This is a genomic window from Amycolatopsis endophytica (genome assembly GCF_013410405.1).
Classification (GTDB): Bacteria; Actinomycetota; Actinomycetes; order Mycobacteriales; family Pseudonocardiaceae; genus Amycolatopsis_E; species Amycolatopsis_E endophytica.
The window spans coordinates 3,242,396-3,253,662 of sequence record NZ_JACCFK010000001.1; the positions used below are offsets into that span (position 1 = coordinate 3,242,396).

General features: G+C 65.9%; 12 protein-coding genes and 1 tRNA gene. 8 read left to right on the top strand and 5 right to left on the bottom strand.

What is annotated here, in order from left to right; translation table 11 throughout:
* Positions 1–181: 181 nt before the first annotated feature.
* From HNR02_RS16090 to HNR02_RS16110, 6 genes are all read left to right on the top strand, one after another.
* Positions 182–254: transfer RNA gene (locus HNR02_RS16090), tRNA-Lys, on the top strand.
* A gap of 156 nt (positions 255–410) precedes the next feature.
* The gene (locus HNR02_RS16095; RefSeq protein WP_179773971.1) at positions 411–737 is read left to right on the top strand and encodes a hypothetical protein; all 327 of its coding nucleotides are present in this window, start codon (positions 411–413) and stop codon (positions 735–737) included.
* 191 nt (positions 738–928) lie between these two features.
* Positions 929–1,285: a helix-turn-helix domain containing protein gene (locus HNR02_RS16100; RefSeq protein WP_179773972.1), complete on the top strand. Its 357-nt coding sequence runs from the start codon at positions 929–931 to the stop codon at positions 1,283–1,285.
* Positions 1,282–1,506, top strand: coding sequence for a hypothetical protein (locus HNR02_RS35470; RefSeq protein ID WP_246338580.1), 225 nt, complete (start codon positions 1,282–1,284; stop codon positions 1,504–1,506). Before HNR02_RS16100 ends, HNR02_RS35470 begins: the two co-directional genes overlap by 4 nt.
* A 1,631-nt stretch (positions 1,507–3,137) precedes the next feature.
* Entirely contained in the window at positions 3,138–3,266 is a 129-nt protein-coding gene (locus tag HNR02_RS36785) for a hypothetical protein (RefSeq protein WP_376772864.1), read from the top strand.
* A gap of 84 nt (positions 3,267–3,350) precedes the next feature.
* On the top strand, positions 3,351–4,010 hold the full coding sequence (locus HNR02_RS16110; RefSeq protein WP_312861031.1) for a TetR/AcrR family transcriptional regulator: 660 nt from the start codon (positions 3,351–3,353) through the stop codon (positions 4,008–4,010).
* On the opposite strand, the gene HNR02_RS16115 is transcribed toward HNR02_RS16110, so the two are convergent.
* Genes HNR02_RS16115 through HNR02_RS16130 form a run of 4 tightly spaced genes read right to left on the bottom strand, consistent with a single transcriptional unit; the run spans position 3,964 to position 8,490 of the window.
* Entirely contained in the window at positions 3,964–4,722 is a 759-nt protein-coding gene (locus HNR02_RS16115; RefSeq protein WP_179773974.1) for an SDR family NAD(P)-dependent oxidoreductase, read from the bottom strand. The genes HNR02_RS16110 and HNR02_RS16115 overlap by 47 nt on opposite strands.
* Positions 4,719–5,870, bottom strand: a complete 1,152-nt coding sequence (locus tag HNR02_RS16120) for an acyl-CoA dehydrogenase family protein (RefSeq protein ID WP_312861032.1) — start codon at positions 5,868–5,870, stop codon at positions 4,719–4,721. Before HNR02_RS16120 ends, HNR02_RS16115 begins: the two co-directional genes overlap by 4 nt.
* A 38-nt stretch (positions 5,871–5,908) precedes the next feature.
* Positions 5,909–6,694, bottom strand: coding sequence for an enoyl-CoA hydratase/isomerase family protein (locus HNR02_RS16125; RefSeq protein WP_179773975.1), 786 nt, complete (start codon positions 6,692–6,694; stop codon positions 5,909–5,911).
* Positions 6,691–8,490, bottom strand: a complete 1,800-nt coding sequence (locus HNR02_RS16130) for a thiamine pyrophosphate-binding protein (protein ID WP_179773976.1) — start codon at positions 8,488–8,490, stop codon at positions 6,691–6,693. The genes HNR02_RS16125 and HNR02_RS16130 overlap by 4 nt, the downstream gene beginning before the upstream one ends.
* A gap of 285 nt (positions 8,491–8,775) precedes the next feature.
* Here HNR02_RS16130 and HNR02_RS16135 point away from each other — a divergent pair, with 285 nt between their 5' ends.
* Positions 8,776–9,531, top strand: a complete 756-nt coding sequence (locus HNR02_RS16135; RefSeq protein ID WP_312861033.1) for an SDR family NAD(P)-dependent oxidoreductase — start codon at positions 8,776–8,778, stop codon at positions 9,529–9,531.
* A gap of 58 nt (positions 9,532–9,589) precedes the next feature.
* Complete coding sequence (locus HNR02_RS16140) at positions 9,590–10,318, top strand: alpha/beta fold hydrolase (protein ID WP_179773978.1); 729 nt, start codon at positions 9,590–9,592, stop codon at positions 10,316–10,318.
* A gap of 107 nt (positions 10,319–10,425) precedes the next feature.
* Here the strand turns inward: HNR02_RS16140 and HNR02_RS16145 are convergent, their stop codons facing one another.
* Positions 10,426–11,055 carry a TetR/AcrR family transcriptional regulator gene (locus HNR02_RS16145; RefSeq protein WP_179773979.1) on the bottom strand — a complete coding sequence of 210 codons (630 nt, stop codon included), beginning with the start codon at positions 11,053–11,055 and terminating at the stop codon, positions 10,426–10,428.
* Positions 11,056–11,267 lie beyond the last annotated feature (212 nt).

Sequence of the window (11,267 nt, forward strand, 5' to 3'; positions counted from 1 at the left end):
CCCAGCCTCCCCCGATCGTGTGAAGAACGCCCGCTTCGTGCCACTCCGTTCCAGTCTGCCCGATCACAGCCCGCGCAGGGGCGCGACCTGCTCAAACGTGATTTCCCGACCCTCCGTCAGGAGGCATCCGGACGCGTGCTAATCTTTTCCAGTCGCCAGGGAGAACCGGCGGCAAACGCCAGCGCCATTAGCTCAACTGGCAGAGCAGCTGACTCTTAATCAGCGGGTTCGGGGTTCGAGTCCCTGATGGCGCACAGTCACCCCAGGTCAGAGACCTGGGGTTTTTCTTTGTTGATCTTTTGCGCCGTTCCGCGACACTCACTACGGGCTCCGTTCGTGCAGGCGTGCCGAACGCCGTGGGTGATCTACCTACGTGCCGTCACCGTGCCGCGGCCGCGACGCACCACCTGGTGATAGCGGTGATGGTGGGAGGGCTGGCGCCGTGCGCGGGACCTGCGGCGGCCTTGCTCGCGTCGTCCGAGATGCTGTGGCGGTGGATCCCGAACAAAGACGCCAAGCCCTATCCGCGCGACAGCTCTGACGACGAGCGTAACCGGCACACCGATCCACCAGGTAACAACGCTCGCGATGGCGAATACCACGGCGGCCGCTCCGTCGGCAGTCTCGCCCCGGTACGTCCCGTCGAGGCCAAGTACGCCTTCACCGGGACCGAGCGCCCCCGCAAGGTCACCGTGTCCTCGATGGGTGGCTCCAAGACCGCCACCTTCGTCGAATAGGTCGCACCACGCCACGGACCGGTCGGTCGCCGCGGCGAGCATCCCCGCTCGCGCGGGGAAGACTTCGCGCCGCACCGCCGTCTTGAAAACCGTGGAGCTAAGTGGACCTTACTCGAACATAAAAGACCAGGTCAGGACCCTGGAAGAGCTCCGTGAGGAGCTCCCCAGCCTCGATACAAGAGCCGCCGTCGATGAAGCGCGACCGCCCCGGCCGCGCCCGGCAACTCGGCTCCGATCAGGTCGAGCAGCTGATCGCCGGCTACCGGTCCGGCGCGACGGTGTACGAGCTCGGTCACCGGTTCGGCATCGAACGGCGGACGGTCAGCAACATCCTCCGCCGGCATGGCGTGCCGATGCGTCGCCGCGGCCTCTCCCCTGAGCAGGTCGACGACGCCATCCACCTCTACAACCTCGGCTGGTCCCTCGCACGAGTCGGCGACCACCTGGGCGTCAACCACACCACCGTGCTGAACAAGCTGCGCGGGCGCGGCGCCCCCACACGGGACACCCATGGGCGTCCACGCGTCGAAGCAGGTGGTACCCGATGACTCGGCTGGCGGACGAATTGTCTAGTTCATCCGGATCAGGTGCAGCCACCGTCGTTCAGGCCGTCACCGTGATCATGGGCGTGGTCGTCGGTCTCACTTTCCTCTTCGGCTTCGGCAACGTCCTCAACCTCGCACTCCGGCTCGCCGTCCCCGTCTGGGTCGCTCCACTCGTCGCACCGGCCGTCGACCTCTCGATTCTCGGACTCCTACTCGGCAGCTAGCCCTGGCCGGGGCAACCGCGCTACTACGACCAGCTTGCCGCCTTCGGCGCCGTAGGCCCGTTGCTGCTGATCGGCTGGGCCGAGGTCGGCCCGGATCTGCTGAAGGAACTGACAGTCATACATCGACGAACGACGCGAGGTCCGACGACGTGGAGCGGATTGAGGCGCGTTTCGCCGACGAACCGGGCGTTACCCGACAGGCGGCGCCGGAGTTGTCCAGGCATGACGCGAAGCCCGAGGACACTCCGGCCGAGAGGCAGAATGGCCTTCCAGCTTCGACCATGATTGACAACGATCTGCTTCAGCGGGCGAGAGAGACGGACGCGCGCCACGGGGACGAGCATCGCCGACCGATCTCCGCAGACACCCTTCGACGGAACGCTGCGCATCGGTGCCGCTCGATCCAGGTTGCTCGTAGCGATCACCCGGGCCGACGGGCGACAGCGACCAACTCCAGACCGGGTAGCTCAGGTCGGGGGTGAACCCCGATGATCGCCGGAGTCCCACCGGGTCCGGTGGTAATGCTGGTACAGCCAGGCATCCACCCCACGGGCGAACCCCGCCGCACTGTGTCCGGTACTGCGGCTGCCGCCTCGTTGAGTGCTTGCTGGCGGAACGCTGCTTCCTCGCCGCTGAGATGAGTTTGGTCGTGCCGGTCAGCACCTCGCGTGGTTGACGCCTTGTGGCGATGCTCAGATGACTGACGTAGTCATCAGTATCTGGCGAGGTGCATCTATGACCAAGCCCGTGATCACCGGAGCCGGCACGACAACGTTTGGCAGGTTCCCGGGTCCACCGTCCGTGCACGGGCCGATGATGCCGCTCAAAGCGCCCTTCTCGACGCCGGGGTGGCGGCGAACCAGATCGATCAAGTCTTCTTCAGCGACGCAACCTCGGGCCTGCTGATCGGACAGGAGATGATTCGTGAGCGGGTCGCGCTGAGAGATCTCGGCCTGTCGGGGTTCCGGTCGTCAACGTGGAGCACGCGTGCGCCTCGGGATCGACCGCTGTTCATCTTGCGGCGACGTCGATTGCTGCCGGCGAGCGGAGATCGTTCTCGTCGTTGGTTCGGAGAAGCTCACGCATGAGGACAAAGCACGCACATTCGCGGCACTCGGGAGTGCGGTCGACCTCGAACGTCTGGACGAGGTGAAGGCCGGCCCGTACGAGGAGAACTGGGCCAGGGCCGGTAACCAGTCGTTCTTCATGGATGTTTACGCCCACATGGCGACGACCTACATGAAGGAGTCGGGTCCACCGAAGACGACTTCGCCGCGGTGGCCGCCAAGAGCCATCGGAATTCTGCGCTCAGTCCGTACGTCGCGGCCCCTGGCACCGTGTCGGCCGAAGATGTTGCCCGCAGCCGGCAGATCAGCGGTCCGTTGACGCTTCTGATGTGCTCGCCCATCAGTGATGGAGCTGCCGCCCTCGTCATGATGTCCGAGGGCAAGCCGCACAGCTGGGCCTGGACCGTGTTTTCGTCCGCGCGTCGGCCGCGGCTTCAGGGCTCGGCCCCGAGGACCCCGCCTTCTCGCATCAGGTGCCACCGCCATCGGTGGCCGGATCCCGGTGAATCCGAGTGGCGGTCTGGTCGGTAAGGGGCCACCGGTGTCGCTCAGCTCGTCGAACTCGTGGACCAGCTTCGGCAGCGCGCTGGAAATCGCCAGGTGCCGTCGGCTCGTGTCACTCTGGCAGAGAACGGCGGCGGCTACCTGGGCCCGAACCCGGCGGCAGCCACCATCACGGTGCTGTCCGTCTGAAGGACGGACGAGCCGGCCGGACCGGCGTGCTGGGCGGATGAGCGCGAGTCCGGGCGCGCGCCAGGTGACAGTAGACTGATAGTCGTGGCCACGCAAAAAGAACGCAACGCCGAGACGCGGCGACGGTTGCTGTCCGCGGCCAGAGAGGTGTTCGCCGAGAAGGGCTACGCTCCTGCCACGGTGGCCGACATCGTCAAATGCGCGGGTCGCTCACACGGATCGTTCTACTTGCATTTCACCAACAAGGAGGCGGTCCTTCGGGCGCTGCTCGAGGACGCCATGGCTCAGGTGGCGATCGAGTCGAAGACGCTGTGGCGGTGGGACGAACCCGGCGCGAGCGTGCGCAAGACCGTCCGCAGGTTCATCGAAGAGTTCGGCGAGGATCGTGATCTGTGGCTGCTCCTCGACCAGCGCAGCAGCATCGAGCCGGTCTTCAAGGAGCTGAGCGACCAGTGGTTCCAGCGACTCGCCGGCGGCATAGCACGCGAGATGGTGGCCACCGAGACCCCCGGACTCCTGCGCGGTCTCGATCCGGAGATTCTCGCGCAGGTCTTCGCCGCGATGCTGTCCGACAGCACCCGAGCCGCCTACCAGGAGGGTTACAGCTGGACCGGCGACGAAATGGCGGACGAGATTTCGTCCATCTGGTCACGCACACTCGGATACACCGAGATGACCGCCTCGGCCGAGGACGGCGCTACGAGGCCTGCAAACCGCCGTCGACGGCGAACACCTGACCGGTGATGTAGGAGGCCGCGCCGGAGGCGAGGAAGGCGATCAGCGGCGCCACCTCCTCGGGCTTGCCGAATCGTCCGGCTGGGATCTTACGGACGTACTCCTGCCACAGGTCGTGGTTGTCGCGTAGGCCCTCGGTGAGATCGGTGTCGATGTAGCCGGGGGCCACCGCGTTCACCCGCACGCCGCGATCGGCCCATTCCACCGCCAGTGTCCGGGTCATCGCCTCCACCGCACCCTTCGTTGCGGTGTACGGAATTCCGCGCTTCGTCCCCACCGACGCCGTCACGGAGGAGACGACGACGATGCTGCCGCCACCCGCCGGCAACATGCGGCGCGCGGCTGCCTTCACCGCGAAGAACACGCCGCGGCTGTTGACCGCGTTGATGGCGTCCCAGACGTCGGTTCCGAGGTGCTCCGGGCGTCCGAGATAGGTATTGACACCAGCATTCGCCACGAGGATGTCCACCGAGCCGTGCTGTTGCGCCACGCGTTCCATCGCGTCTTCACTCGCCGCGGGGTCGGCGACGTCGAAAGCCAGTGGTGTCGCGTCGCCGCCCACCTCGGCGATCAGCGCCGCGGCGCGGGCCGCGGATTCCTCCGTGCGCCCGGTGGGTACGACGACGGCTCCCGCCTCAGCCAGCGCGAGCGCTGTCTGCAGCCCGATGCCCCTGGTGCCGCCGAGGACGACGGCGACCTTTCCCTCGCACGATCTCCTCACGAGGCATCGCCGAGGGTGTGCCCGCCGACGAAGGCACGTGCGACGACCATGTTCTGGATCGTCGGCGTTCCTTCCTCGAGCCAATTGAGGCGCGCGTCCCGGTACAGGCGCTCGATGCTGTGGGCGCGGGTGTAGCCGACTCCGCCGAAAGTCAACAGTGCACGGTCTGTCACCCGGCCGACGGCTTCGAGCCCGAAGTTCTTCGTCATGGATGCCTCCGCGGGAATGCGGCGGCCGGCATCCCATTTTCGCGCGCAGTCACCGAGCATCAGTTTGAGCGCGTACACGTCCTGAGCCATCTCGGCGATGTAGCGCTGGACCGCTTGACGTTGCGCCAGCGGCTTGCCGAACGTGATTCGGGTGCGGGAGTGCTCCACCGCGAGTTCGAGGGCCCGTTCGGCGGTGCCGAGCGACGACGCGGCCACCAGCACGCGGCTCAGTTCGAGAGTCTCCTCCAACTGGGCCACCCCTTGCCCTTCCTGGCCGAGGAGGTTCCGGGCGGGCACCCGGACATCGGTTGCGGTGATCCGGCCGTGTTCACCTCCCTTGCAGCCCATCGTGTGCGGCAACGGCTCGATGTCGAATCCGCTCGTGCCGCGCTCCACCAGGAATGCGCTGACACCCAGCTCGCCGGCATCCGGATCGGTCTTCGCGAAGTAGATGAAATGACTGGCGAAGTCGGAGTTCGAGATCAGATGCTTGTGTCCGTTCAGGACGTACTCGTCGCCGTGACGGACGGCCGTGCTGCCGAGGTCTGCTCCGGTACCGAAGTCCGGCTCGGTCAGGGCGAAAGCGACCGACATCGTGCCGGCCGCGACCCCGGGAAGCACAGCTCGCCGTTGTTCCTCGGAGCCGATGACGGACAGAGCATGGGCATTGGAGTTGTGGACGTGCAGGACAACTCTGATCCCGCCGTGGATCTTGGACAGTTCCGACAGGATCGGAAGGTACTGACTGACGGTGAGCCCCAGCCCGCCGTACTCCTCCGGGACCATCAATCCCCACAGGCCGAGATCGGTGATGATGGGATTGACTTCCGCGTACGGGATCTGTTCCTCCCTCTCGATCCTGTCTTCGAACGGAGCGAGCTCGGTCCACATTCGCTCGAAAACGTCCTTGCGGAATGCCTCATACCGGACGTCGTCCACAGTTGCAGCTCCTTATGACTCTGGTTCGAGGTGTTGGCTCAACGTCCGGGAAAAACGGGTGACCGGCCCTCCTTGAACGCCGTCAGGCCCTCGGCGAAATCCTCCGAATGGGCATGTGCCTCGGACGTCAGCAGTTCCAGCCGCACCCCGGTGGGTACTTCCTGTGCCATCCCGTCCCGGACCAGTTGCTTGAGTCGGGCGAGACCCACCGGGCTCTTGGTTGCGATCACCTCGACGATCTCGGCCACCCGGGTCTCGAGCGTGTCCGCGGGCACCACCTCATTGACGAGCCCGCACGCGACGAGCCTGGACGCGGGGAGGAACTCGCCGGTGAAGAAGAGGTAGTTGGCCATCGTGGGCCCGACGGTGCGTGGCAGTCTCACCGAAGCACCACCTCCGGGGAGAAGGCCGTAGTTCGCGTGGGCGTCGCCCAGCTTCGCGGTTTCCGACGCGATGACCAGGTCGCCGCAAAGGATGAGTTCGAGGCCACCGGCCAGTGCCAGCCCGTTCACCGCCGAGATGACCGGCTTGGGGAACATCTCGACCGCGTCGAACACCTTGTGCGCGCAGGCCAGGAACTCCCGATGCCCTCGTACCAGTTCCGCGCCGCGGAACGACAGGATCTTCTTGAGGTCGGCACCGGCACAGAACGCCTTGCCGGTGCCGGTCAGCACGACGGCGCGCACGGCTTCGTCTTCGCGGGCTTTCTCCAGGCCCGCGATGATGCCTTCGAGGACCTCGACGCTCAGCGAGTTCATCGCTTCCGGGCGGTTGATGCGGATCCACGCACCGCTCGCCCGGGTTTCGTAGACCACCTCGGTCATGAGTCGGAGCCCTCCTTGAGCCCGAGTGCTTCGGACAACGTCACTCCACCGTGGTAGCGGGGGAACAAGGTCTCGTGGTGCCGGCGCCGGGCCGGCTCCATCACCTCGTCGGCAGGCAGGTGCCAGAACATCTCCCGCGCGTGGACGGTCTCGTAGAACCCCGGCCGCGCGTGGCGGTCGACCACGACATTGACCACCGAGGTACGACCGGATCGAAGGGACCGCTCGAGAGCTCCCTGCAACTCGGCGAGCTTCGTCACGAATTCCGTGTGACAGCCCAGAGGCGCGAACATCTGGTCGTAGCGCACGTCGGCGGTCAGGTTGAAGCCCTCGCGGGCCTTGGCTCCGAGGATGGAGTAGCCGGGCCCGTAGGCGTACTCCTCCATTCCACTGCCGTAAGCGCTGTTGTTGGAGACGACGAAGACAACGGGCAACTGGTAGCGGACAGCGGTTTCGATGTCGCCGCCGCCGAGTCCGACGCCGCCGTCCCCCAGCACCGACACCACCGGACCGGCGTCCGACGCCATCGAAGCGCCCAGTGCCATGCCGACTCCGTGCCCGAACGCCGCCGACAGACCGGCATCCATGACGCGTCCGGATACCTTGGGCTGCAGGAACTCGGCCAGGAACCCGGAAGCGGTGAACGAGTCCAGGATGATCGGCACGTCGTCGGGCAACAGCCGGGACAGTTCGCTTGCGAAGGCCATGGGGTGGATGACCTCTCGGCCGAGAAGGTCGCGTACGCCGGCATCGCGCCGGGCTCGCCACCGCGCCACGTCTTCCCGGCAGGCGTCCGCCCACGGCAGGGACGGACGAGGCCGGCCGGCGGGCAGGTCCGCGGCCAGGAGGTTCATCTGGCGCAGGAATGTGGTCTGGTCGGCAGTGATCTCGACGAGGGTCCGGAGGTTCACCGCGACGTCGGACGGATGGCGGCTGACTTGGATGAAACCGGCTGACGTCTTCCAGTCCCCGAAACCTTCCAGATAGCTCAGATGCATCCCCAGCAGCATGACGACATCCGCATCGGCCAGCGCTTTTTTCCGCGCGGGCGCGGGGATCACCAGCGGATGGTCCTCGGGAACGGCACCCCGGCCGTGCCGTCGCAGGGACAGGGGCACCGAAAGCTTCTCGACCAGCTCACGCAGGCCGGCTCCTGCGTCGTCCCAATGCACACCGTCCCCCGCGATGATCAGCGGACGTTCCGCTTCGGACAGTGCCTCGAAGGCGGAAGCCACCCCTTGCGGATCGCCCGCGACCGCAGGCGGTCGTCCCAGGTGCACGCCGGCTCCGGGCCAGCCGATCCGGGATTCGGGCGGAATCGGATGGTCATTGAACAGATCGTTGGGGAACTCGATCGCCACGGGTCCATAAGGGAAGGTCATTGCCTCTCGGAACGCCATGCGCACGTAGAGATCGGCCTGTTCCGGAACGGTGACGCGGCGGAACGACTTGGTGACCGAGGCGAGAACGGAGCGGGCGTCGGCCTCCTGCATCGTGGCCCGGCCCTCCTCGCGAACCTTGTGACCACCGAGCAGGAGCACAACAGGCGTGCGGTTGACATACGCCATGTGCATGGCCGTCACGGTGTTCGTCATGCCCGGCCCGGCCGTCGCGAAGCAGACACCAGGGCCACGCGTCGCGCGGGCGTACCCATCGGCGGCGTGCACGGCTGCCTGCTCGTGACGTACCTGGAGGACGTCGATTCCCGCGCGGTAGGCGAAGTCCTGAATGGATGCGATGTGTCCGCCGATGATGCCGAACATCGCGCGAACGCCTTCGCGCTGCAGCGCTTCCACGACCAGTTCGGCAGGCCACTGGCTTCTCGGCATGGTCTTCGTCCTTCCGCCGCTTCGCGGTGTCGTCAGCCCCGCCCTGAGGGGTGTTCACCGTGCGAGAAGCCAGGCTGATCAGACACCTGAAGATCGGAAGACCCTCTCAGTGCCTCGATCGAGCAATGACTTGCCAGCACCTCGTTCTGCCTCACATACTGACACGGCTATCACTAAGTGTCCAGACCTCGATGGATGGACGAGCCTGCCTGAGGAGTCCTCATGTCCGATCTTCTGAACCTCGACGGAAAGGTGGCCCTCGTGACCGGGGCCGGCCAAGGCGTGGGGGCCCAGATCGCGCGGAACCTGGCGAACTGCGGTGCCGCCGTCGTGGTCAACGACTTCTACGGCGAGCGCGCAAAGGCGGTCGCCGTGGAGCTGACCTCCGCGGGCGCTACCGCCGTGGACGTCGCCTCGGACGTGTCCGACTACAACGACGTCCAGCGAATGTTCACGACCGCCGAGGAACACTTCGGGCACGTCGACATCCTGGTGAACAACGCAGGCAACGCCGGGCCGTCCGAAAGCATCGTGGAAACCGTCCCGTTCTGGGAGACGTCGCCCGGCGACTGGGATCGATGGATGAAGGTAAACTATTATGGGGTGCTCAACAGCACTCGCCTCGCACTGCCGGGCATGGTCGAGCGTCGATTCGGTCGGATCATCACGATCGTGTCGGACGCCGGCCGCGTCGGTGAACCGAACTTCGTCGTCTATTCCGGCGCGAAGGCCGGCGCGATGGGTTTGACACGTTCGGTGGCCAAGGCCGTCGGCCGCTACCAGATCACCGCCAACTCGATCGCCCTGGCGACGATCGAAACTCCGACCACCGCGCCCGTGATCCAGAACGAAGCGGTTCGCAAGGAGATGCTGAAGCACTACACCATCAGGCGGCTCGGGCAACCGGCCGACGCCGCCGGACTCGCACTTTTCCTGGCCAGCGACGCCGCTTCGTGGATCACCGGTCAGACGTACCCCGTCAACGGTGGTTACTCGTTCTCCCTCTGACCGGCCCACTCCCCACCCACGGACCCAGCTCGATCGACAACTATTCGAGGAGTCAACGATGACGACATACGTACTGGTGCATGGTGGCTGGCGCGGGGGGTGGGTCTACCAACCGCTCGCAACCATGCTCCGGGCTCGGGGCCACGTGGTCTACACGCCATCCCTTTCCGGGAGCGCGGAGCACAGCCACCGCCTGAATGGCGACATCACCTTGTCCACGCACGTCGAGGACCTCGTCAACCTGATCAAGTGGGAGCAGTTGGACGACATCGTCCTTGTCGGACATTCCTACGGCGGCATGGTGATCACCGGGGCGGCCGATCGGGAACGCCGGCATGTGCGAGGTCTGGTCTACCTCGATGCGGTCGTGCCTTCTCCCGGGAAGTCCATGGTGGAGGATTACCCGGCCTGGCGGACTGCCTTCGTCGAGGCGGCCTCGGGGAACCGGGGGCTTTACATGGATCCGCTCCCGGCCAGCTTTTTCGGCGTGCGGCCGGAGAACCAGAAATTGGTGGACGAACTCAGCACGCCGTTCCCCTTGGCCACGGCGATCGAGAAACTGGCCTTCTCGCCCGAGACCCTGGAGAACCTGCCGAAGACATTCGTCCTGGCCGAAGGGTGGGACGCCAATCCCTATGTGATCAACAAGGGGCTGGCGGAAGATCCCGCATGGTCGTTCCACACCGTGCCGGTCGGGCATGACCTCATGCTCGATGCGCCGGACCTCGTCGCCGACGTGTTGACGGGCCCGGGCGCGCGAACCACCTTGCTGCCCGCTCCGTCGTAGGTGGCGCACCCGGACAGAAGGACTGGCATGGAGGGGCGGGTCGGGTTCGGTCCGCCTCTCCACGGTTGCTGCTCGCCGGGCCGCCGGGCAATACCGTTCGCGCGACACTAGTTCGTCGCGAACATGTCGCGCAGCTTGTCGAGATCCGTTTCGGTGATCGGCTGCCCGATGGCTCGGCACCAGACGACCGTCATGTGCAGCGCGGTGACGTCCGGGGAGGCGGGGAGACTCCCAGTCCGAGCGAAGTGCAGACCCATCGATGCCAGCAGGTCTGCCACCAGCTCGATGTTCGGTGCGCGAGATGCGAGTCCGTCCGGGTGCTCCTGGAGACCACGCAGGATCGGCTCGACGTAGAGGCGCCGGAGCCTTGACCTCAATGGCGCCGCGTCCTCTTCGAGCGCCACCACCTCCTCGAGCAACGACCACAGGCCGCGATCCGGCGAGATCCGGGCGAGGAAGTCGCGAAGTCCCAACCAGATCGCATCGACCTGGGGTGCGGCGCGCCAGATCTCACGAGCATGCCGCCGGGCCTCATCGGCCATGTCGTCGAGCAGGACCGAGACGAGATCTCGCTTGTTCTTGAAGTGCAGGTAGAACGTTCCGTGCGCCCGGTTCGCCCGGCGAGTGATCTGAGCGACCGAGGTGCGGGCGTAACCCACTTCCCGGAGCAGCGAGCTTCCCGCCTCCAAGAGTGCCCGGCGGGTCTCTTCGTTTCGTTCCTTCTGCGTACGCGGCACCGTTCACTCTCCCCCGTTCGCCTGTGTCCGAAGGTTACCCGGCGAGTCCCATCGAGCGGAGCCGTGGCCGGAGTTCAACGATCCCGCGCGTTCTCCTCCTCCCGGTCTTGACACGCACGCGACGTGTGGACATAGTCAGGTCATCATTTTATGATACGCATGTCAGTAAGTACCCTCGGCGTTCGACCGAGCCGGTGACCAGCAGGCATCTG

Excerpts from the sequence above, each read along its gene's own strand:
- HNR02_RS16100 (WP_179773972.1), top strand. The coding sequence starts at position 929 with ATGAAGCGCGACCGCCCCGGCCGCGCCCGGCAACTCGGCTCCGATCAG.
- HNR02_RS35470 (WP_246338580.1), top strand. The coding sequence starts at position 1,282 with ATGACTCGGCTGGCGGACGAATTGTCTAGTTCATCCGGATCAGGTGCA.
- HNR02_RS16125 (WP_179773975.1), bottom strand. The coding sequence starts at position 6,694 with ATGACCGAGGTGGTCTACGAAACCCGGGCGAGCGGTGCGTGGATCCGC.
- HNR02_RS16140 (WP_179773978.1), top strand. The coding sequence starts at position 9,590 with ATGACGACATACGTACTGGTGCATGGTGGCTGGCGCGGGGGGTGGGTC.